This is a genomic window from Streptomyces dengpaensis (genome assembly GCF_002946835.1).
Taxonomy (GTDB): domain Bacteria; phylum Actinomycetota; class Actinomycetes; order Streptomycetales; family Streptomycetaceae; genus Streptomyces; species Streptomyces dengpaensis.
The window spans coordinates 934,645-955,621 of record NZ_CP026652.1; the positions used below are offsets into that span (position 1 = coordinate 934,645).

A 20,977-nucleotide genomic window follows, 5' to 3' on the forward strand; every position below is an offset into this window, starting at 1 on the left:
CCAGCGGTCAGCGCAGCAGGAGCTGGGCTCCGCCCACCACCGTCGCCGCGATCACCAGCCGCTCGAAGAACACTTGGTTGATTCGGTTCGCAGCCCATTTGCCGATGAACGCCCCGGGCACGACGAAGGCCACCAACGCCGCGTCCAGCAGCAGCGAGTTGCCGTCGATCAGACCGAGGCCCACGCTGAAGGGCACCTTGGCGACATTGACGATCAGGAAGAAGAAGGCGGAGGTGCCCAGGAAGCCCAGCTTCCGGAAGCCTGCCGACAGGAGATACATCGACATCACCGGGCCGCCCGCGTTGGCGACCATCGTCGTGAAGCCGCCGAGCGCCCCGTACGAACGGGCCTTGATCCGGCCCGTGCGCGTCAGCACCGAGTCGGGTTCCTCCTCCTGGGCGGCCACCACGCGACGGCGCCACAAGGTGACCGCCGCCATGAGCAGCAGGATCGCGCCGATCGAGGTCCGTACGATCCCGTCGTCGGCCCACGTCAGGAACAGTGTGCCGCCCACGACGCCCACGGCGACCGCCGGGAACAGCCGCCACAGCGTGGGCCAGTGGGCATGGCGCCGGTAGGTGAGGACGGCGAGCACATCCCCGGCGATCAGGACGGGCAGGAGCACACCGGTCGAGGCGCGGGCGGGCAGCACGGCGGCGAAGATCGCCAGGCTGACCGTGTTGGCCCCGCTCACGGCGGTCTTCGAGAAGCCGACGAGCAGGGCCGCGGCGGCGAGAGCGGCGAACTCCCAGATGGATATGTGCCAGAGCGTCATCGTGTTCATGCGGGAACCGATGCTATGCCCACGTATCTGGTCGGCGTGAGGAGGGTCTCGCCTGGTGGCTCCCACGTCGGCTCGTGCGGCACGTCCTCGGCTCCCGCTTGCGCCCGCGTGCGCTCAAGACGCCTCAGGACGCCTCAGGACGCCTCAGTGGCGTTCGACGAGCACGGCGCTCCCTTGCCCCACCCCCACGCACATCGTGGCGAGGCCGCGGGTCGCGCCGGTGCGGCGCATGCGGTGCAGCAGGGTGGTGAGGATGCGCGCGCCGGAGCAGCCGAGCGGGTGGCCCAGCGCGATGGCGCCGCCCGTCGGGTTGACGACGTCGGGGTCGATGCCGAGGCGGTCCACACAGGCGATGGCCTGTGCCGCGAACGCCTCGTTGAACTCGGCCTCCTCGATGTCGCCGATGCTCCAGCCGACGCGTCCGAGCGCCTTCTGCGTGGCGGGTACGGGGCCGATGCCCATGACGTCCGGGTGGACGCCGGCCGAGGCGCCCGCGGCATACCGCCCGAGGGACTCAAGATCCAGCTCGTTCAGGACCTCCTCGCTGACCAGCAGGACCCCGGCCGCGCCGTCGTTCATCGGCGAGGCATTGCCCGCGGTGACCGTGCCGCCCTCGCGGAACACCGGCCTGAGACGGGACAGCTTGTCGAGCGAGGTGTCCTCCCGTACGCATTCGTCGCTGTCGACGACGGCGCCGTCGGGGCGCTCCACGGGGAGCAGTTCGGTGTCGAAGCAGCCGTTCTTGCGGGCGTCGGCGGCGCGCTGGTGGCTGCGCAGCGCGAACGCGTCCTGGCGCTCGCGCGAGACGCCGTACCGCTCGGCGACCTCCTCGGCGGTCTCCCCCATCGACAGGAGCCCGTGCAGCTCCTTCATCGCGGGGTTGACCAGGCGCCAGCCGAGGCGGGTGTCGACGGTCTCGATGCGGTGCGGCAGGGCCTCGTCGGGCCGGGGCAGGACGAAGGGGGCGCGGCTCATGGACTCGGAGCCTCCGGCGAGCACGATGTCGGCCTCGCCGGAGGCGATGGCGCGGGCCGCCGTCGTGACGGCCTCGAGGCCGGAGGCGCACAGCCGGTTGACCGTGGCGCCGGGCACGGACTCGGGCAGCCCGGCGAGCAGCGCGGCCATGCGGGCGACATTGCGGTTGTCCTCGCCCGCCTGGTTGGCGGCGCCCCAGTAGACATCGTCGACGCGGGCCGGGTCGAGCGCGGGTACCTCGGCGACCAGGCCGCGGATCACGGTCGCGGCGAGGTCGTCGGGCCGTACGGAGGACAGGGCTCCGCGCAGCTTGCCGATGGGGGTGCGGCGGGAATCCGCCAGTTCCTCGACGTCGGCACCGGCATTCCCACCGAGCCGAACCTCCACCAGATCGCGCAGCTCACCGCTCCGGACGCGCGGGTCGTCTACGTCGACAACGACCCGATCGTTCTCGCGCACGCCGAGGCGCTGTTGCGCGGGACTCCGCAGGGCGTGACGGAGTACGTCCAGGCCGACGCGCGCGAGCCGCGGAAGATCCTCGAAGAAGCGGGGCGCGTCCTCGACTTCGACCGGCCCGTAGCCCTGTCGCTCATCGCCCTGATGCACTTCATCGCCGATGAGAGCGGCGCGTACGAGCTGGTAGACACGATGGTCGACGCGTTGGCGCCGGGCAGTTGTCTGGTCCTGTCGGCGATGACCGCCGACTTCGAGCCCGAGAACGTGCGGCGGGGTATCGAGATGTACACGAAGGGCGGCGTCACGCTCGTGGGCCGCTCGCACGCCGAAGTGAGCCGTTTCTTCAAGGGACTTGACCTGGTCGAGCCGGGGATCGTCTCCGTGAAGGACTGGCATCCGGAACTCGCCGAGGGCGAGACTCCGATCGGGGACGGGCCCATCTCTCTGTACGGCGGGGTCGGCTTCAAGTCCTGACGTGCGTCGTTGCGGCTGCCGGTCCGCTTTCCGCCGGTGGTGGGTCGGGGCCGTGCCGGTACATCCGCCCGTCGTGGCCGGTGGATCAGACGTTGGAATACAGGAACCGTCTCCAGATCCGAACGGGGCGACGGGCATGTGATGTACCGGCACGGCCCCTCCCGTGCGCTGGCGACTGCGGGTGCGTGGGGGCGTGCGTCCAGATCTTTCAGCCCGTCCGGCGAAGCCTTTTAGCCCGTCCGGCGTTTGAGGACGAGGCCGATCAGGCCGATGCGCGGGGCTGGGGGGCGGCAGCCCCCAGGTATGGGATGGGTAGGGGCGGAGGGGCGAAAGAAGCGCTGGGCTGCACCGCCGCACGTCATCCGCCCGCCGATCGCGTGTTCGTCCCGTACGGAGTCACGCCACTCCAACCTCACTCGGCCCGAGGGGTCTTGGCGTCTCGCGCGTAAACAGAGACGACGCTGCCGACGACACCTGAGGACCAAGGAGCAGGCGACGACATGAGATTCCTGGAGCGCGAGCGCGCGGCCCTCGGCAAACTGCTGCCCGGCCTGGACGAGAGTCTGCGGGCCGTCCCGCTGCTGACACTGGAAGGACCGAAGAGCCCGGGAATCCGGCTGTTCCGGGAACACGGAGGTCCCGGGCTGCTGGCTCCGACCGCCTTCCATGGCAGGGGTGCCACGGCCCTCGATGCCTTGCGGGTGCAGCGCGCCCTGGGCAGCCGCTCGCCCTCGCTCGCGGTGGCGACGACCATGCACCACTTCTCGATGGCCACCCTGGTCGGGCTGAGCGACTCCGGTGAGGGCCTCGAGTGGATGCTCATCGAGGGCGTCGCGTCCGACAACCGGCTCATGGCGTCCGGTTTCGCCGAGGGACGCAGCGGCACCGGCATCCTGTCGCCGTCGATGGCCGCCACGGTGACGCCCGAGGGGGTGCGGATCACCGGGGTGAAACGGCCGTGCAGCCTGGCCCGTTCCATGGATCTGCTCACCGCCAGTGTGATGGTGCCGTGCGAGGAAGGCGACGGCCAGGAGCTGGCCGTGGCCCTCGTGCCCGCCGACAGCGAGGGGCTGAGCGTCAGCGGCTTCTGGTCCAGCAGCTTCCTCGCGGGCGCCGAGAGCGACCAGGTCACCCTGGACAACGTACTGGTGCCGAAGGAACTCCTCGTGCGGACCGCGTCACCGGTCGGAGCCCGTCTGGACGCGGTGCAGACGGCGGGCCTGGTCTGGTTCGAACTGCTCATGACGGGCAGTTATCTCGGCGCCGCGAGCGCCCTGGTGGAGCGCGTCCTGCTCAACGACCGGGTGCCCGACGCCGAGCGGGTCCGGCTGCTCGTGGAGATCGAGGGGGCGATGGCCGCCGCGGAGGGGCTGGCCCGGCGGGTGGACGAGGGCACCCCCGATGAATCCGCACTCGCCGACTCGCTGTACGCCCGGTACACCGTGCAGGACTCCCTCGCCCGGATCGTCCCTCGGGCGGTCGAACTCCTCGGCGGGCTCAACTTCATGACGTCCGACGAGGTCGGCTACCTCGCCGCCTGCGCCAACGGGCTCGCCCTCCATCCGCCGTCGCGGTCACGGATGACCGGCCCGCTGTCCGCCTATCTCGCGGACGAGCCGCTGACGGTCGCCTGATTGATCACATCGTGGGTCACATCATGGGTCACATCATTGGTCACTGAGGGGATCACCTCGTTGATCACATGATTGATCGACTGGCTCGCCCGGGTCGCCCTGGACGCCCGCGGCACTCGGCACCGGCACCGGGCCGACGCCGGTTCGCCGGAGTCGGGCCGCATCCCGCGCCGTACGACCGAACCACTGTCCTCGTCAGCCTCCGAGCCGCCGTCCGACAGGCGATTGACACGAGTCATCGCACGACCAGCACCATCCGCTCACCCGACCGAGGGGGAACACCGACATGCCTCAGTCCCGGCCCCGGCCCAGCGCTCCGCCCACTCACCGACCGTCCACGAAACGTCCGACGCTGCTGCTCACCGGCGGCGCCGGGGTACTCGGCAGAGCCCTGATCGACGAGCTGTCCCGGGACATCCGGATCGTCTGCCTGCGCCATCGCACCCCGGTGAACGACCATCGGGTGCGTGAGGTCCACGCCGATCTGCTGGAGCCCGGACTCGGCCTGTCGCAGGCGGACTTCAAGCAGCTGGCCGCCGAGGTGGATCTGGTCGTGCACTCCGCCGCCGCGACCAACTGGAAGTCCGAGCCCGACGCCATCCGGCGTGCCAACCTGGACGGAACCTTGGCGATGCTCGACCTCGCCGCCCTCGCCGGTGCGTCGTTCTACCACATGAGCACCGCCTTCGTGGCCAATCCGCTGGCCCCGGAGGAACAGGAGCGCTTCCCCGGAGCCGCCGCGTATCTCGCGTCGAAGACCGCGGCCGAGCAGGTGGTCCGTGAGGCCCCGGTGCCGGGAGTGATCCTGCGTCCCTCGGTGGTGATGGGCGACTCCGTCACCGGTCGTATCGCCGGGATGCAGGGGCTGACGCGGGCGTTGGGCGCGATCGTCAAGGGCCAGGTGCCCGTGCTGCCGGGCGCGCCCGAGGCGCGGATCGACATGGTGCCCCAGGACGTCGTCGCCCGTGCGGTGGGCGACCTGGTGCGCGGCGGGGTCACGGACGGCGAGTACTGGCTGACGGCCGGCGCGCAGGCACTGCTGCAGCGCGAAGTGGTCGACATGTGCCTGGAGTTCGCGGAAGGGTACGGAGCCCGGCCGCATCCGCCGCGGCTCATTCCGCTGGAGTCGGTGCACCGTCTGCTGCTGCCCATGATCGAGGGCCCCACCTTCCCGGAGTCCTTGCGCCGCCGCTTCCACACCTACGCGGAACTGCTGCTGGTCTTCCAGCGGGCGCTCCCCTTCGAGTCGTCCCTGGGCTCACCGCACTGCGGCTCCGCGCTGTCGAAGGACGCCCTCAGGCAGGCGCTGGTCCGCAACCTCACCGCGTGGTCCACCGGGCGCGGCGGCATGCGCGCCCACCGCAGGGCGCAGTCGTCGCAGGAACCGGCCCCGTGTGCGCAGCACACGCCGAGCGCGGAGACCCGGGAGCTGGCCTCATGACCGCCCCGGTGACCACCGCCGTCCCCACCGCCCCCGGCACGCCGGACACGCCCGGCCTGGCGGACCGCGGGCACATCGCCCGGCTCTACCGCGAGCATCTGTCCTCCGGCCGCGCGGTCCTCGGTTCGGTACTCGGCGGCATGCTGGAGACGGCGTCCGACGGTGCGTGGGTGTACACCGAGGACGGCCGCCCTTACCTCGACTTCGGCGGCTACGGCGTCTTCATCCTGGGGCACCGGCACCCCGCCGTGACGGCGGCCGTGCACCGGCAGGTGGACACGCATCCGCTGGCCGGGCGGGTGTTCCTGGAGCCGGTCGCCGCCCGCGCCGCCGGTGCTCTGGCCGCGCGCACTCCGGCCGGTCTCGACCACGTCCACTTCGTCAACTCCGGTGCCGAGGCCACCGAAGCCGGTCTGAAGCTGGCCCGGGCCCACGGCCACACGGCTCTCGTCAGCACCGCCGGCGGCTACCACGGAAAGACCCTCGGCGCGCTCACCGCCACCGCCAACCCGAAGTATCAGCAGCCCTTCCAGCCCCTCCTGCCAGACAGCACCGTGGTGCCGTACGGGGACACGGACGCGATGGCGGCCGCACTCGCCGGACTCGGCCGCCGCGCCTGCGTGATCGTCGAGCCGGTGCAGGGAGAGGGCGGCGTACGCATTCCACCGCCCGGATATCTGGCGGAGGTGAGCAGGCTGTGCCGGACGTACGGCGCCTTCCTGATCGTCGACGAGATCCAGACCGGTCTCGGGCGGCTGGGCTCGTGGTGGGGCATGGAGGCCGAGGGTGCCGAGCGCGCGGCCCCCGATGTGCTGCTCGTCGGCAAGGGCCTCAGCGGAGGCGTGGTTCCGGTCGCGGCCATGGTCGCCACCGAGGCGGCGTACCGTCCCTTCTCACGGGACCCCTACCTGCACACCTCGACCTTCGCCGCCTCGCCGATCGCCTGCGCCGCCGCGTGGGCCGCGGTCGAGACCCTGGACCGGGAGGACCTCGTCGGCCGCGCCCAGGTGCTGGGCGACCGGCTGCTCACGGGCGTGCGGGCCGCCTGCGCCCCGTACAGCGGCGGTCTGGTGCACGAGGTGCGGGGCCGAGGACTGCTGATCGCCCTGGAGTTCACCGAGGAGCGGACCGTCGGTGAGCTGATCCTGGAGCTGGTCGGGCGCGGTGTCGTCGTGAACCACTCCCTCAACGCCACGCGGGTCCTGCGGCTGACGCCCCCCGCGATCATCGGCGACGAGGAGGTGCGGCTGTTTCTCGCCGCCCTGGCCGACGGGCTGCGCGCCGTCGCGACGCGCGTCGGCTGACGTGCGGGCAGCCATTGCCGAACGGCCGTCGCACAACAGCCGTCGCAGGACAGCCGGAGCGCCGTCAGAGGGCAACCGGCGATCAGAAAAACCTTCTGCGGAAAGGGAATCCCCCATGCGTCACGTGACCGTACGACTGACCGCTCACGACGTCGACCCCGAGACCGCCTACCAGCGGATCCGCGACTTCCGCCGCTATCCCGAAGTGACCGAGACCGTCCGCGAGGTCGCGGTCCATCCGCCCCATGACGACGGCACGGTGGTGTCGGACTGGACCGTCAGCTTCCGCAACGGTCTGATGCGCTGGACGGAACGCGACGCCTTCTTCCCGGAGACCCGGACCATCGGATTCACCCAGCTCACCGGCGACTTCGAACTCTTCGAGGGCACCTGGCGGTGCGCGTCCGGCGAGGACGGTACGGCGGTGACCTTCGACGCCGTGTTCGACCTGGGCATCCCCACCCTGGCGGAACTCCTGGATCCGGTGGCCGACTCAACCCTGCGCACCAACATCGAGCGGATCCTGCGCGGACTGCTCGGCAGGGTCACGCCCGCCCCGGCCCCCGCACTCGCCGACACCGCGGCCGCCGCGCATGGCTGACCTCACCCTCGCCCTGCGCGGCACGCCGGCCGCCGCGGGATGGGACGCGCTGCGGGACGAGCCCGGCCCGGACACCGTCCGCTGCCTCGGCCTCTACTCCAAACTCACGGCCGGCGTCACCGTCGTCACGGCCCTGGACGGCACCGGCCGTCCCACCGGGATGACGGTCTCCGCGCTGACATCGCTGTCGGCCAGGCCACCGCTCGTCCTCGCCTGTCTGCGGAGCGGTTCCCGCACTCTGAGTGCCTTGCGAGAACAAGGATCTTTTGCGGTCAGCTTGTTGACGGCCCATCAGAAGTCCATGGCCGAACGCTTCGCCGATTCTTCCGTGCCGCCCGCGCGACGCTTCACCGGCAGCCACGTACGGCAGGTGCTCGGTCTGCCGGTGCTCGTCGACGCGCTCGCGTGGTCGGTGTGCCTGGTCGAGGACGTACAGCCGTACGGCGATCACCACGCCGTCGTCGGACGCGTGATGGCGGTGGAGGTGAACGGCGGCCGGCCGCTGGTGTGGCACGACCGCGGCTTCCACACGCTCAACGGGCCCCGACCGACGTCGGCCGAGGACTGACCCAGTCATGGAGCCGTAAACGCCCGGCCGGGGTCTCCCGGCCGGGCGTTCGCGCGCTCCGCACACCCACTCTCCAGCCCCGATTCCCGATCGATCACCCCGCCCTGGGAGGCCGTATGTCCTTGCCCCGCATTCCCGGCATCAACTCCGAAAGTGCCGCTACCGAAATCGCCCGCACCCCCGAGCGGATGTCCGGCAACGCCCAGTCCATGGGCCACCGCGTCGGTGCCGCGCTCGACCCCGCCGCGGCGGAGGACGACTGGGGCCGGCCCCCGGACCAGAAGCGCCCGAACCCGGTCGTGCTGGCGCACGGCACGCTCGGCGACCGCGAGTCCGTCTGGCGGAAGATCGTGCCCGCACTCAGAACCGAAGGGCATCGCGTCTTCCGCCTGAACTACGGGGAGTTGCCCACCCTGCCGCGCCTGTACGGGCTCGGCGACATCCGCAAGTCGGCCCAGGAGCTGGCGGACTTCGTCGACCGGGTGCTGGCGGACACCAAGGCGGAACAGGTGGACCTCGTCGGCCACTCGCAGGGCGGGATGCTGCCGCACTACTACCTCAAGTACCTCGGCGGAACGGGGAAGGTGCGCCGCGTGGTGGGCATCGCGCCCAGCAGTCACGGCGTCGAGGTGGCGGGGCTGACGGCACTGGTCCGTCAAGTCCCCGGTGTGCGGGGGGTCGTGGAGGACAAGGTGCTGTTCCGGGTGAGCCCCGCGTTCACCCAGCTGCTGCACGACTCGGAGTTCGTGAGTGAGCTGGTGGCGCAGGGCGACACGGTGGACGGCGTCGGCTACACCGTCATCTGGACGACCCGGGACGAGCTGGTCCAGCCGCCCGAGTCACAGCAGCTGACGCCCACCCTGCCGGCGCACCCCGTCACGAACCTCTGTCTGCAGACCCTCGCCCCGGGGAACCGGACCACGCACCTGGCCATGCCGTACGACCCGGTCGTCATCAGGGAGACGGTCAAGGCGCTGGCCGATTGAGCCACGTACGACGAAGGGGGTGGTGCGGGCCCGCGAGGCCCGCACCACCCCCTTCTTTGTCGTCGGTTCAGTATGCCGTGCAGCGACCCCTCTCACCGGGCCAGATGCACACCTGGCCGAAGACGTCGAAGCCCGCTACGCCGTCCGGGTTGATCTTGTCGAACCGGGGCCTGGGGATCTGGATACCGTTGATCTGGTCACCGGCGAGCGGTCCGCTCGTGATGGTGCGGTCGGGCACCGGGCTGCCGTTCTTGAGGTCGCCCTTGTAGTAGAGGCTGCCGGCCTCGCCGGTGTTCCAGGTACCCACGTCTTTGCCCTCGACCGAGAACGTCGGCGGCAGCGCACCGAATCTCCCGATGCCTTCGATGTCCCAGACGACATCGGTCAGGTGCGGCGCCGCGCCACTGGGCGACCGGCAGTCCAGGTACCTGACGTGCCCGGTCACCCGGGCCTCCTTGACCAGCACGCCGAGCGACGGAGTGAAGTCCAGCTCGGCGTCGAGTCGGCACACGAGGTCGGGAACGGGCTCCGGGGCTGCCTGGGCCGCGGGAGCGGCCAGAGCCGTCCCCGCCATGAGGACGGCGGCCAGCACCGACCTCCGCCCGACGCGGGCCCGTCGGGCGGACACCTTCACTTGCGCTGAGAACGTCACTGCGTCCAGCTCCTCTCTTTTCAGACCGTGGCACGATCGCCACGGAGGCTTCAGGCCGTGGCCGTGCTGCCACGGAGGACTTCGCTCGCGGAACCGAGGTGTTGCGCGAGGTCGCGGTACGACTCCAGGACCCCGGTCTCGACGTACGGGATGTCCCGCTCGGCGCAGAACTCCTTGACGACGGGGTACGCGCGCCGCAGCGCGGAGCGGGGCATGCCCGGGAAGAGGTGATGCTCGATCTGGTAGTTCAGGCCGCCGTAGAAGAAGTCGCCGAGGTAGCCGGTGGGAAGGGTGCGCGAGGTGAGCACCTGGCGCTCCAGCCAGCTCCATTCCTCGCCCACGCGGGTCGGCAGGCCTTTGTGGTTGACGGCGAAGGCGAGGCCGAGCAGATAGCCGAGGAGGACCTGGTGGACCGCCAGGAACAGCAGCACGCTCGGCCAGGGCAGGAGCACGAAAAGCGCGCCGAAGAAGAGCACAGCGTGCAGGACCATCAGCCCGCCCTCAAGGAGCGGTTGGCGCAGGGCGCGGCGGCGCAGCGCGATGACTCCGGCGATGCGCAGGACCACGGCCTCCAGGCCCAGCAGCGGGAAGAACAGATACCGCTGGTTGGCGGCGAGGAAGCGGGCGAACCCTTTGCGGTCCTGGGCCTGTTCGGGCGCGAAGATCGCCACGCGGCGCAGGATGTCCGGGTCGAGTTCGAGGTGGTTGGGGTGGTTGTGGTGCCGGTTGTGGTGCTGCACCCACCAGCCGAAGCACACCCCGAGCATCAGGTTCCCGTGGACCAGGCCGAGCGCCTGGATGAACTTCCGGGACCGGGTGATCTGCCGGTGACCGGCGTCGTGCACCAGGAAGGCGAGCTGCTCGTGCCAGACGGCGAGCCACACGGCCGCCAGGACCACCTTCCACCAGACGCCGTCGGAGAGGGCGAGGGCCGCCCAGCCGACGGCGTTCATCAGCCAGACCACGACGATGCCGGTCACGTACTGCCCCTTGCGGGGCCGCATGAGCCCGGCTGCCTGGACGCGCCGGGTCAGTTCGCGGAAGTCCTCGTCGAGGGAGCCTGGTTCATGCGGTGAGGAGTTGACTGCCGGGTTGTCGGTCATCGGTGTACCACCGACCCTTTCCGTGTTCTGCGTGGGTGGAGCCGGGCAGGGGAATCACGCGGTCAGGCCCATGTCGGCGAGCCGTGACTCCTGGGTGGCGCGCGCCCATTCGGCGGCCGTCAGCATCCGCTCCTCGGCCGTGGTGTCGACCAGACGGCGGCCCGGCCACAGCTCGTAGTCGCCGGCGATGTCGCGGTGCTGCTCCAAGCCCTGCTGGTAGAGCTGCTCCCGACGGAATGTCAGTTCCTGGACGGGCAGCCGGGACCACAACTCCGTGCCATGCGCGACGAGTTCCCTGACACGGTCCAGCTCCTCGGGATGACGTCGTAGATGGCGCCGTACGATCGTGCTGCCGACCGAGAGATGCCGGATCTCGTCGATGCCCGCGGCCCGTTCGATCTCCGCGGCCGGCGGATCGAAGGGCCGCCACTTGCGCTCGCTCAGCTCGGCGGTCGGCGCGAGCACTCCTTCGACCAGGACGGTCAGGGTGATGACACCGCCGATGTAGTCCCGGTCCTGCTCCATGACCGCCAGCCCGAACCGCTCCAGGGGTACGAGGATCGCGTCCCGGTCGGCCCCGGCGAGCTCCTCCATGGTGGACTCCAACCGGTCGGCGGGCGTGCCGAGTTCGAGGAGGTGGCCGCGGAAGGCGTAGGCGTGGCGGGCCTCGTCCATCAGCTGGGAGGTGTAGAAGTCCATCCCGGCGAGGTCGGGTGCGTACGCGACGAGGAAGGAGAGGGCGCGGGTCGCCTTCTCCTCCGCCATCGAACGGAAGGCGAGCTCCCGCATGACGGCCTGGCGCAGCGGTCCGTCCGCCATCATGTGCGCCGGGACCGGTACGTCGGCGGACCGGCCCATCGGGTCGCCGCCGAGGGTGCCTTCCGGTACGGCTCGGAACCAGTAGCCGAGGTCGCAGCCCTCCGGTGTCAGCTCGGTGTGCAGGGCGCCTTCCAGGAGGCTCGGGGCGCGGTTCCGGTCGGCTTCCGCCGGGAACTTCGCGATGGATGTGGTCATTTCAGCCTTTCTGAACCAGGGATTGCTGATGGCGACTGCTGGTGGGTGACGCAGGTGTCGACTGCCGGTGGCGGACGCGGGCGGCGACTGCCGGTGGCGGACGCGGGCGGCGACTGCCGGTGGCGGACGCGGGCGGCGACTGCCGGCGCCGTTCAGACCGACTTGGTGAGGCGCATCAGCTGCCATACGGCGGCGGGGCTCACGCCGCCCTGGAACGCCAGGTATTCCGGTTCGATGAGCTGCGGGCGCCACTTGAGCTTGAAGGACTCCTGGGCGGCCGCCGGGTAGATGGCCTGCCCCTTGGCCGCCAGGAGTCCCACGCAGCGGTGCAGGACGCGGCTGGTCGGGCCAGGCGCATCGGTGTCCTGGCCGAGCTGCACGAACGGAGTGAACCCGAGGTGCAGCCAGCCGCACCCCTCGTCCTGGAACCGGCGCAGCGCGGTGGCGAACATCAGCTCCACCGTGCCGGGCGGGGCGTCCGGCAGCCGTCGTGTGAGGTCGTACAGCCAGCCGGCCCGTTCGCCGAACACGGGCGAGTAGGACACGTAACCGACGGTCCGCCCCTGATGGACGGCGGTGAACAGGCGCCGGTGCGGGGCGCCCGGGCCGCCGCGTTCGCCGATGAGGAACTCGAGTTCCTTGACGTGGCGGCCTTTCGCGCGCAGCCAGGCGGCGTCCACCGCGTCGAGGGCCTCAGCATCCTGCTCACCCACGGGCACTTCGGCGGCGGTGACGCCTTCCCTTCGGGCCCGGTTGACCATGTTGCGCACTTTGACCATGCGCTGGCCGCCCAGGCTGTAGCCCTCGAGCGCGATGCTGAAGGAGGCGCCGAACTGGTTGACCACGAAGCCGTGCCCCGCGTGCAACTCGGCCGCGGTTCGGGAGAGTTGTACGGCCACGACCCGGCGCCCCTCGCCTTCGGCCCGGTCGAGCAGCGCGGTCAGAAGCCGCTCCTGGTCCCGGTCCGCGCAGACGGGTCCGCCCAGCTGGAACAGATGACGCCGTCCGCCTTCCCGGTACGGGACGAAGCCGTCGACGCCGTCCGCGTGGAAGCGCCGGTTGCCCCTGTTCATGGCGAGGAACGCGCTGCTGTGGCTGCCGTGGCGGCGCAGCATCTCGTACGCCTGCGTGTCCGCGAGCGCCTGAGGGGGGTTCACCGGGCCGCCGCCTCGTGCCAGGGCACGGTCGCGAAGTCCCGTAGCGCGGACTGGACGGACGGATGCGGAACCGGCTCGAAGGCCACCGTGAACGACTTGGCGAAGTTGCCGAACAGGGCCCGGTCCCCGAACAGATGGATCGGCAGCACCAGCAGCGCCCACTCCCAGCCGTACGCCAGAACCCAGGCGCCGAGGACCGCGCCCTGGAAGCTGAGACTGTGCATGGTGTTGTAGAGCACGTAGTAGACGCGGGAGACCCTCTTGTCGGGGCTGCGGTGGTAGGCGAGCGCCCCGGGCAGATAGCCGATGACGTCGACGTACGCGAAGAGGACGACGGCGACCCACCAGCGCACCTCGGCCAGGTGCGCGAGGAAGAATCCGGCGGCCACCAGGAGCCCGAGCAGATACTCGAGCCGCAGGAGCCGGTAGGTGGTGGGGGTCTGGCAGAGATTGTGCCCGTCCACGGTCACCGCCCGTCGGCCGGGATCGTCGCGGAGGGGACCGTCGCGGTCGGGAGCGTCGCCGTGACCAGGATCATGCTGTTCGTCTCGACATCCGGGAACTCCGCGAGAAGCGGGGCGAACCGCTCGACCGCGTACGGCAGCGCCAGCAGGTCCGCGACCTGGGCCCGCCAGCCGTGGCCGCCCCACCAGCGCTCGGGGTCCGCGAGATGCCAGACCCACGGGGTTCCCGAGCCGGACAGGGCCTCCAGCCACGGCTTCACGAAGGGCGAGTCGGCGGCATCGGCGTTCAGGCACTCGGCACCGAGGGTGCTGCCCGGCGCGGAGAGCTTGCTCACGGCGGCGATCAGGCGCTCCACGGCCTCCGGCTGGAGGTAGAAGAGCAGCCCCTCGCACAGCCAGGCGGTGGGCAGGTTCGGGTCGAAGCCCGCGGCGACAAGCGCCCCACGCCAGTCGCCCAGCAGGTCGGCCGCGACCGTGGTGCGGCGGGCGGTGTCCGGGGCGCGGCCCGCGAGAACCCGCTCCTTGAAGGCCTGCACGGCGGGCAGGTCGACCTCGAAGACATGGGTTCGGTCCGGCCAGTCGAGCCGGTGAGCCCGGGTGTCCAACCCGGCGCCCAGCAGGACCACTTGACGGCATCCGGCGCGCGTGGCGGCGAGCAGGTGGTCGTCGAAGAAGCGGGTGCGCACGGCGAGCCAGTCGGGCAGCACCCGCTGCAGGACACCGGCGCCGGGCGGGGCACCGGCCGCCCCCGCGGCGGCCAGGAATTCGGCGGCCAGCGGATCGCTGAAGAGCGCGTCCGCCCGTGCGGTTTCCTGGGCCCGCATGCGTACGGTCCACAGGGCCGTCTCCGACACCCCTTCAAGGGAGGAACCGGAGCGCGGAGCGTCTTGGTGCGTCATGGGCATGGGGGATTCCTTACGGTGAACCAAGGGGTGGGTGAGGTGGGACGTACGACCGGGAGGCGGTGCGGCGCCCGGCCGCGCGGCCCGCAGGCGGTGACGCGCCCGGTCAGCGGGGCGCCCGGCGGCGGTCGAACAGCAGGGCCGCGGCGCCCAGGGCCAGCAGGCCGCGCGACGGCGACCAGGGCCGCTGCCCGCCCATGGCCGCGGGCGTGTACGGCTCGTGGACCTGGAGCGCGAGCTGGCGGTTGGCGGCGTCGGAGAGGAGTCCGCGCCACTGTTCGGGGGCGGTCGCGGTGGCGGCGAGCAGGTCCATCGTGTTGCGGGCGACCTGGTCCAGGGAGAAGTACTCGCGGATCAGCGCCAGGATGATCCCGCGCGCCTCCGCCTTGAAGACGTCCGCGAGGGCGATGTCCGGGGCGAGACAGCGCACCGAACCCTCCAGATTCGCGAAGGACTTGCCCAGCAGTGAGATGGCGGGCGACGAGCCGATGCCCCGTCGGGTCGCCTTCTCCAGGACGGTGGTCAGGGACACCCCGAAGTTGATGTCTTCGAGGGAGGCGGTGGCGACCTTGGGAACGAGCGCGGCCATGTCGGCCGCGAACGCGGGCAGGTTCGACCAGGCGGTGACGCGGCCCATGTCGGCCCACGCGTGCGCCAGTCCGTGGCCGTCGTTCTGGGCGATGGCCATGAGGAGCGGCAGCAGCTGCAGACTCGTACGCCGGTCGAGCCGGCCGACCATGCCCCAGTCGATCAGGGTGGCCGGGCCGCCGGGCAGCGCGAAGACGTTGCCCGCGTGCGGGTCTGCGTGGAACATCCGGTCGACGAAGTACCCGCGGTACATGAACCGCAGCAGGTCCTTGCCGATCTCGGTGCGTTCCCGGTCGCTGAACGAGCGGCGGTCGAGGTGGCGCACGGAGGCGCCCGGCGCCAGCGACTGGACGAGCACCTTGGGGGTGGCGTGGATGACCCGGGGCACTTCCAGCGTCGGGTAGCGCCGGATGTTCTCGCGGGCCTCGTCCATGTTGCGGGCCTCGCCGGTGAAGTCGAGCTCGGGTTCCATCGCGTCGAAGATGGAACCGAGCATCGCCTCCACGTCGATGACCTCGTTGAAGCGGGGAGCGGTACGGGCCACGATCTTGGACGCCTTGCGCATCAGGGCCATGTCCGCCTGGACCGCGTCCCGGATGCCCGGCCGCTGCACCTTGACCACCGCGGGCCGCCCGCCGGGCAGGGTCACTCGGTACACCTGGGCCAGGGACGCCGCTCCCAGCGGCCTGGTCGTCTCGATGTCGTCGAAGCGGAGTTTCCAGTCCGCGCCCAGCTCATGCCGGAGCACGGGTTCGAAGACGGAGAAGGGCTGGACGTCGACCTGGTCGTGCAGGTTCTGCAGCTCGCCGATCATGGAGGCGGGCACCATGTCGGGCCGGGTGGAGAGGATCTGACCGAGTTTCACATAGAACGGGCCGAGGCTCTCCAGTGCGTGCCGCACCGCCTTGGCCCGGCGCGCCCCTTCCTCCGAGGCGGCCCCGTCCCCGGCGGAGGCCTCGGCTTCCGCCGGGGACAGCGGGGACCGCCCGGCCCGCCGGCGCTCCCGCGTCATATGGCCGACCTCGTCGGCGACGAGGCTTCCCAGTACCTTCACAACCAGCCGGAGCCGACTGCCGAGCATGGCACTCATGTGTCACAACCTCCTGTGCCTGACGAGTTCCGTCGGTCATGCGGCGCGGTCACTCACCGAGGTGAGCCGGTACGCACCCGATGGCGGCCGGTGTGCCCCGGCTCGATGGCGGCGCCGGTGTGGCGCCGGCGCGGGTGTTGTCGGGCGCGGCGGCCGGTCAGCCTCCCTTCCTGGCCGCGGGCGCCCGTCCCCCGCCGGTCACGGCGCCGGTGACCTGCTGGACGTTCTCCAGCACGCCCACGAGGGACGAGACGAGCTCGGAGAGCTGGGCGATCTGCCCCGGCAGTGCGGCCAGTCCCTCCGCCATGTCGGCCGCTCCCGACACGGCCGATGTCACGCCGCCCGCCACCTGTCCGAGCGCGCCCAGCGGATTGGCTCCGCCCGCGGCACCTGCGGCACCGCTGAGGGCGGCGAGGGGGTTCGCCCCGCCCCCGGCGATGGCGGCGAGCGGGTTGGGCGCCCCGCCCGCGAACGCGGCCAGCGGATTGGCGGCGCCTCCGGCGAGCGCGGCCAGCGGGTTGGCCGCGCCGGCTCCGGCCGCGGCGTTGGCGGCGTTCGCGAGCGCGGCCACCGGATTGGCCACACCGCCGAGGGCGGACAGGGCACTGACCGTCCTCAGGACATCGCCCGGCAGTCCGCTCAGCGCCTGATACGGGTTTCCCGGATTGAACCAGTCGGAATGACTGTCGTCGTCTTTCCGGTCGAGAATCTCGTCGAACGCCTTCTTGGTGCTGTCGGCGATATCGCCGATAAATTCCTTGATGGTGTCCTGGGTATTGTTTTTGCCCACGGAAGAAACCCTTTCCCTCTCGCCTGTTCATCTGCACTCCCGGAATTCGGGAGCCGTTTGACACCCGCGGCGGCATGGGCCGGCCGCGGGAAGAGAACGGAAATCCGTTATGCCGCGACGCCGTCCAGGGCCTTCGCACAGACGAGCCGCAACCGCGCCCGCCCCCGGGTGAACGCGCCCTCGGCCGCCTTCACGGAGATCTGGTGCATGCGCGCGAATTCCAGCGTGGAGATTCCATGGGCGCGGGCGAGCACCACCTGGCGCTCACGGCCCCGCAGCAGGTGGACCTGGCGCAGCAGCCAGCGCCCGAAGTCCTGATCGCACACGCCCTCGTCTGGCGCCTCCGGCGCGTCCACGTCCGCCGCACGGCGCAACAACCGGCGCCTGCGCTCCAGTTCACGGTAGTGGTCTACACACAGCCGCAAGGCCACCGTGGTCAGAAAGGGACCGATCCGCTCGCGGTCCAGATTGCCGTGGGCGGCTGCCCGCAGCATCGCTTCCTGTACGCAGTCCTCCGCGTCCTGGGCGTTCGGGAGCCGCCGGCGGACCAGCCGCATCAGACGCTCCCGGTGACTGGCGATCACATCCCAGGACAGCTCGCGCCGCATCTCCTCCTGGGATTCATGGATAGCTCGATCGACGATACCGAATTCACCTAAGTGGTCTGCGAAATTCCTGTTGTCCATGGCCCCGAGACGATTTGTTGGTGCGAAGTCTGAATATTCGCACAGCCTATCCCAACCCGTCGCGAGGTAACTTTTCCGAGCCGACCGACCGACAAACCGAACCTCATGGCTTCCACTCGTCCGCATGAAACCGGAGGATCCTGTTCCGCGCCGCTCCCCGGCGTGCTAAGCATTTAGCGTGGGACTTCGCGACCCCTTGCGCCTGCTGAAACGTCCCGCCAAAAAGGCACGCACCCCGATACGGCTCAGAAATCACACCGGTATCACTGGCACGCGGTTCAAACACGCCAAAATTCAAGAGGGCCTTCGGACCGCGGGACTTCCCGTGCGGGCGGCATGGCGCCGCGCAGCACCGGCCCCAACGGCTCGGCGCCACCCGTCACGGCACTCCCGCGCCGCTGCCGGCGATGGCCGAAACTTTGCCCATGGCCGGGACCGTTTCTGGTGCGCCGCCCGCGGGGACATGCGCCCCTCCCCCAGCGTTGACGTGGCATCTAATTTTAAGACTTCGTTTTCTTGAGTCACTCGTGTTTAGAGGGGTAGGTTCGGTCCCATGACCGCATCCCAGACTCCGACCACCGCCGAGGAGCTGCGCGGTGCCGGCCTGCGGGTGACGGCCGCTCGTGTCGCGCTGCTCGAGACCGTCCGGAACGGCGACCATCTCGGCGTCGAGGCGATCGCCTCCGGCGTGCGTGATCGCGTAGGCCATATATCCCTTCAAGCCGTGTACGAAGCCCTCCACGCGTTCACCGCGGCGGGCCTCATACGCCGCATCGAACCGGCCGGAAGCCCGGCCCGGTTCGAGGGACGGGTGGGGGACAACCACCACCACGTCATGTGCCGGTCGTGCGGTGTCGTCGCCGACGTCGACTGCGCGGTCGGCGAGGCCCCGTGTCTGACCGCCTCCGACGACCACGGCTTCTCGATCGACGAGGCCGAGGTCATTTACTGGGGCGTGTGCCCCGGCTGTTCCACCCCTCGCATTACCTGAGCACCGCAACCGCGTTACTTGAACACCGTGACCGCATTACCTGAGCACCGTGATCCACCAAATCCGGAAGGATTGCCATGTCTGAGAACCCTGATGCAATCGTCACAGAAGTCGAGACGGAGGCCGCGGGTGGTTGCCCGGTCGCGCACGGGCGCGCACCTCACCCGACTCAGGGCGGTGGCAACCGTCAGTGGTGGCCCGAGCAGCTCAACCTGAAGATCCTCGCCAAGAACCCCCCGGCGGCCAACCCGCTCGGCGAGGAGTTCGACTACGCCGAGGCCTTCCAGACCCTCGACCTCCCGGCCGTGAAGCGGGACATCGCCGAGGTGCTGACGACCTCGCAGGACTGGTGGCCCGCCGACTTCGGCCACTACGGCCCGTTCATCATCCGGATGGCGTGGCACAGCGCCGGCACCTACCGGATCAGCGACGGCCGCGGCGGCGGCGGGACCGGCCAGCAGCGCTTCGCCCCCCTCAACAGCTGGCCGGACAACGGCAACCTGGACAAGGCCCGCCGTCTGCTGTGGCCGGTCAAGAAGAAGTACGGCCAGAGCCTGTCGTGGGCCGACCTCATGATCCTCGCCGGCAACGTGGCCCTGGAGTCGATGGGCTTCAAGACCTTCGGCTTCGGCGGCGGTCGTGAGGACGCCTGGGAGCCCGACGAGGACGTCTACTGGGGTCCCGAGACCACCTGGCTCGCCGACGAGCGCTACACCGGCGACCGGCAGCTGGAGGAACCCCTCGGCGCGGTCCAGATGGGCCTGATCTACGTCAACCCGGAGGGCCCGAACGGCAACCCGGACCCGATCGCCGCGGCCCGCGACGTCCGCGAGACGTTCCACCGGATGGCGATGAACGACGAGGAGACCGTCGCGCTGATCGCGGGCGGCCACACCTTCGGCAAGACCCACGGTGCCGCCCCGGACAGCAACCTCGGTCCCGACCCCGAGGCCGCCCCGATGCAGCAGATGGGCCTCGGCTGGAAGAACGCCTTCGGCACCGGCATGGGCGACGACACCATCACCAGCGGTCTCGAGGGTATCTGGACGGACACCCCGGTCACCTGGGACAACAGCTTCTTCGAGATCCTCTTCGGCTACGAGTGGGAGCTGTTCAAGAGCCCCGCCGGTGCCTACCAGTACCGGCCGAAGGACAGCGCCGGGGCGGGCACCGTACCCGACCCCCACGACCCGTCGAAGAGCCACGCCCCGACGATGCTCACGACCGACCTCTCGCTCCGGTTCGACCCGGTCTACGAGCCGATCTCGCGGCGCTTCAAGGACAACCCCGAGGAGTTCGCGGACGCCTTCGCCCGGGCCTGGTACAAGCTGACCCACCGCGACATGGGCCCCATCGTGCGCTACCTCGGCCCGGAGGTCCCGTCCGAGGTCCTGCTGTGGCAGGACCCCCTGCCCCCGAGGACGTACGAGCTCATCGACGCCCAGGACATCGCCGCCCTCAAGGGCCAGGTCCTCGACTCGGGCCTGTCGGTGTCCCAGCTCGTGTCCACCGCGTGGGCGTCCGCCTCGACCTTCCGCGGCAGCGACAAGCGCGGCGGCGCCAACGGCGCGCGCGTCCGTCTCGAGCCGCAGCGCGGCTGGGAGGCCAACGAGCCCGACGAGCTGGCGACGGTGCTGCGCACCCTGGAGGGCATCCAGCAGTCCTTCAACGCCGCCCAGACCGGTGGCAAGCAGGTCTCGCTGGCCGACCTGATCGTGCTCGCCGGTGCCGCGGGCGTCGAGAAGGCCGCCAACGACGCCGGCTTCGACATCGAGGTCCCGTTCACGCCGGGCCGGGTGGACGCGTCGCAGGAGCAGACCGACGTGGAGTCGTTCGCCGCGCTCGAGCTGCCCGCCGACGGGTTCCGCAACTACGTCGGGAAGGGCAACCGGCTGCCGGCCGAGTACCTGCTGCTCGACCGGTCGAACCTGCTGACCCTGAGCGCCCCCGAGATGACGGTCCTCGTGGGCGGTCTCCGCGTTCTGGGCGCCAACTACCAGCAGTCGCCGCTCGGTGTCTTCACCGAGACCCCCGGGGTCCTCACCAACGACTTCTACGTCAACCTGCTCGACCTGGGTACGACGTGGAAGGCGACGTCCGAGGACCAGAACACGTTCGAGGGCCGCGACGCCACGGGCGAGGTCAAGTGGACCGCCAGCCGTGCCGACCTCGTCTTCGGCTCGAACTCCGAGCTGCGCGCGGTCGCGGAGGTCTACGGCAGCGATGACGCGAAGGAGAAGTTCGTGAAGGACTTCGTCGCGGCGTGGCACAAGGTCATGAACCTCGACCGGTTCGACAACCGCTGATCCCGACGTCC

General features: G+C 70.4%; 19 protein-coding genes and 1 pseudogene. 9 read left to right on the forward strand and 11 right to left on the reverse strand.

Annotation, left to right across the window (positions count from 1 at the left end):
- Nucleotides 1-7: 7 nt before the first annotated feature.
- Both C4B68_RS04410 and C4B68_RS04415 read right to left on the reverse strand, forming a co-directional pair.
- On the reverse strand, nucleotides 8-784 hold the full coding sequence (locus C4B68_RS04410; RefSeq protein ID WP_099502486.1) for a sulfite exporter TauE/SafE family protein: 777 nt from the start codon (nucleotides 782-784) through the stop codon (nucleotides 8-10).
- Nucleotides 785-928: 144 nt separating this feature from the next.
- Nucleotides 929-2,101, reverse strand: a complete 1,173-nt coding sequence (locus tag C4B68_RS04415; protein ID WP_099502521.1) for a thiolase family protein — start codon at nucleotides 2,099-2,101, stop codon at nucleotides 929-931.
- On the opposite strand from C4B68_RS04415, the pseudogene C4B68_RS04420 reads away from it, so the two are divergent.
- From C4B68_RS04420 to C4B68_RS04450, 7 genes and pseudogenes are all read left to right on the forward strand, one after another.
- Nucleotides 2,087-2,689 (forward strand): annotated as a pseudogene (locus tag C4B68_RS04420) (SAM-dependent methyltransferase); the annotation flags it as partial. The gene C4B68_RS04415 and the pseudogene C4B68_RS04420 overlap by 15 nt on opposite strands.
- A 500-nt stretch (nucleotides 2,690-3,189) precedes the next feature.
- Complete coding sequence (locus C4B68_RS04425) at nucleotides 3,190-4,323, forward strand: acyl-CoA dehydrogenase family protein (protein WP_099502485.1); 1,134 nt, start codon at nucleotides 3,190-3,192, stop codon at nucleotides 4,321-4,323.
- Between the two features lie 286 nt (nucleotides 4,324-4,609).
- Nucleotides 4,610-5,764, forward strand: coding sequence for an SDR family oxidoreductase (locus C4B68_RS04430; RefSeq protein WP_099502484.1), 1,155 nt, complete (start codon nucleotides 4,610-4,612; stop codon nucleotides 5,762-5,764).
- Nucleotides 5,761-7,068 (forward strand): aspartate aminotransferase family protein, encoded by a 1,308-nt coding sequence (locus C4B68_RS04435; RefSeq protein ID WP_099502483.1) that lies wholly within the window; start codon nucleotides 5,761-5,763, stop codon nucleotides 7,066-7,068. Before C4B68_RS04430 ends, C4B68_RS04435 begins: the two co-directional genes overlap by 4 nt.
- A 115-nt stretch (nucleotides 7,069-7,183) precedes the next feature.
- Nucleotides 7,184-7,669, forward strand: a complete 486-nt coding sequence (locus C4B68_RS04440; RefSeq protein WP_099502482.1) for a type II toxin-antitoxin system RatA family toxin — start codon at nucleotides 7,184-7,186, stop codon at nucleotides 7,667-7,669.
- Nucleotides 7,662-8,237, forward strand: coding sequence for a flavin reductase family protein (locus C4B68_RS04445; RefSeq protein WP_099502481.1), 576 nt, complete (start codon nucleotides 7,662-7,664; stop codon nucleotides 8,235-8,237). Before C4B68_RS04440 ends, C4B68_RS04445 begins: the two co-directional genes overlap by 8 nt.
- 116 nt (nucleotides 8,238-8,353) lie before the next feature.
- Nucleotides 8,354-9,223, forward strand: coding sequence for an esterase/lipase family protein (locus C4B68_RS04450; RefSeq protein ID WP_099502480.1), 870 nt, complete (start codon nucleotides 8,354-8,356; stop codon nucleotides 9,221-9,223).
- A gap of 67 nt (nucleotides 9,224-9,290) precedes the next feature.
- Here C4B68_RS04450 and C4B68_RS04455 read toward each other — a convergent pair whose 3' ends face one another.
- The 9 genes from C4B68_RS04455 to C4B68_RS04495 form a co-directional block, all read right to left on the reverse strand.
- Nucleotides 9,291-9,875, reverse strand: coding sequence for a hypothetical protein (locus C4B68_RS04455; protein WP_143674354.1), 585 nt, complete (start codon nucleotides 9,873-9,875; stop codon nucleotides 9,291-9,293).
- Between the two features lie 50 nt (nucleotides 9,876-9,925).
- Complete coding sequence (locus C4B68_RS04460; RefSeq protein ID WP_099502478.1) at nucleotides 9,926-10,978, reverse strand: fatty acid desaturase family protein; 1,053 nt, start codon at nucleotides 10,976-10,978, stop codon at nucleotides 9,926-9,928.
- 54 nt (nucleotides 10,979-11,032) lie between these two features.
- Complete coding sequence (locus C4B68_RS04465) at nucleotides 11,033-11,992, reverse strand: ferritin family protein (RefSeq protein ID WP_099502477.1); 960 nt, start codon at nucleotides 11,990-11,992, stop codon at nucleotides 11,033-11,035.
- 152 nt (nucleotides 11,993-12,144) lie between these two features.
- Complete coding sequence (locus C4B68_RS04470) at nucleotides 12,145-13,149, reverse strand: bifunctional lysylphosphatidylglycerol flippase/synthetase MprF (RefSeq protein WP_240634175.1); 1,005 nt, start codon at nucleotides 13,147-13,149, stop codon at nucleotides 12,145-12,147.
- Nucleotides 13,146-13,613, reverse strand: coding sequence for a hypothetical protein (locus tag C4B68_RS04475; protein ID WP_099502519.1), 468 nt, complete (start codon nucleotides 13,611-13,613; stop codon nucleotides 13,146-13,148). The genes C4B68_RS04470 and C4B68_RS04475 overlap by 4 nt, the downstream gene beginning before the upstream one ends.
- A 2-nt stretch (nucleotides 13,614-13,615) precedes the next feature.
- Entirely contained in the window at nucleotides 13,616-14,512 is an 897-nt protein-coding gene (locus C4B68_RS04480) for an SAM-dependent methyltransferase (protein WP_167459005.1), read from the reverse strand.
- Nucleotides 14,513-14,621: 109 nt separating this feature from the next.
- On the reverse strand, nucleotides 14,622-16,193 hold the full coding sequence (locus C4B68_RS04485) for an ABC1 kinase family protein (protein ID WP_099502475.1): 1,572 nt from the start codon (nucleotides 16,191-16,193) through the stop codon (nucleotides 14,622-14,624).
- A gap of 157 nt (nucleotides 16,194-16,350) precedes the next feature.
- Nucleotides 16,351-16,983: a hypothetical protein gene (locus C4B68_RS04490; RefSeq protein WP_180289278.1), complete on the reverse strand. Its 633-nt coding sequence runs from the start codon at nucleotides 16,981-16,983 to the stop codon at nucleotides 16,351-16,353.
- A gap of 107 nt (nucleotides 16,984-17,090) precedes the next feature.
- On the reverse strand, nucleotides 17,091-17,591 hold the full coding sequence (locus C4B68_RS04495) for an RNA polymerase sigma factor (RefSeq protein WP_099502474.1): 501 nt from the start codon (nucleotides 17,589-17,591) through the stop codon (nucleotides 17,091-17,093).
- A 631-nt stretch (nucleotides 17,592-18,222) separates the two neighbouring features.
- On the opposite strand from C4B68_RS04495, the gene C4B68_RS04500 reads away from it, so the two are divergent.
- Nucleotides 18,223-18,660: a Fur family transcriptional regulator gene (locus C4B68_RS04500; protein WP_099502473.1), complete on the forward strand. Its 438-nt coding sequence runs from the start codon at nucleotides 18,223-18,225 to the stop codon at nucleotides 18,658-18,660.
- Nucleotides 18,661-18,737: 77 nt separating this feature from the next.
- A complete protein-coding gene (katG, locus tag C4B68_RS04505; protein ID WP_099502472.1) occupies nucleotides 18,738-20,966 on the forward strand; it encodes a catalase/peroxidase HPI in 2,229 nt (742 codons plus the stop codon).
- Nucleotides 20,967-20,977 lie beyond the last annotated feature (11 nt).

Coding starts and splice junctions, on each gene's coding strand:
- C4B68_RS04440 (WP_099502482.1), top strand. CDS start 7,184: ATGCGTCACGTGACCGTACGACTGACCGCTCACGACGTCGACCCCGAG.
- C4B68_RS04480 (WP_167459005.1), bottom strand. CDS start 14,512: ATGACGCACCAAGACGCTCCGCGCTCCGGTTCCTCCCTTGAAGGGGTG.
- C4B68_RS04435 (WP_099502483.1), top strand. CDS start 5,761: ATGACCGCCCCGGTGACCACCGCCGTCCCCACCGCCCCCGGCACGCCG.
- C4B68_RS04410 (WP_099502486.1), bottom strand. CDS start 784: ATGAACACGATGACGCTCTGGCACATATCCATCTGGGAGTTCGCCGCT.
- C4B68_RS04460 (WP_099502478.1), bottom strand. CDS start 10,978: ATGACCGACAACCCGGCAGTCAACTCCTCACCGCATGAACCAGGCTCC.
- C4B68_RS04425 (WP_099502485.1), top strand. CDS start 3,190: ATGAGATTCCTGGAGCGCGAGCGCGCGGCCCTCGGCAAACTGCTGCCC.
- C4B68_RS04450 (WP_099502480.1), top strand. CDS start 8,354: ATGTCCTTGCCCCGCATTCCCGGCATCAACTCCGAAAGTGCCGCTACC.
- C4B68_RS04430 (WP_099502484.1), top strand. CDS start 4,610: ATGCCTCAGTCCCGGCCCCGGCCCAGCGCTCCGCCCACTCACCGACCG.
- C4B68_RS04445 (WP_099502481.1), top strand. CDS start 7,662: ATGGCTGACCTCACCCTCGCCCTGCGCGGCACGCCGGCCGCCGCGGGA.
- C4B68_RS04465 (WP_099502477.1), bottom strand. CDS start 11,992: ATGACCACATCCATCGCGAAGTTCCCGGCGGAAGCCGACCGGAACCGC.
- katG (WP_099502472.1), top strand. CDS start 18,738: ATGTCTGAGAACCCTGATGCAATCGTCACAGAAGTCGAGACGGAGGCC.
- C4B68_RS04495 (WP_099502474.1), bottom strand. CDS start 17,591: ATGCGGCGCGAGCTGTCCTGGGATGTGATCGCCAGTCACCGGGAGCGT.
- C4B68_RS04500 (WP_099502473.1), top strand. CDS start 18,223: ATGACCGCATCCCAGACTCCGACCACCGCCGAGGAGCTGCGCGGTGCC.
- C4B68_RS04485 (WP_099502475.1), bottom strand. CDS start 16,193: ATGAGTGCCATGCTCGGCAGTCGGCTCCGGCTGGTTGTGAAGGTACTG.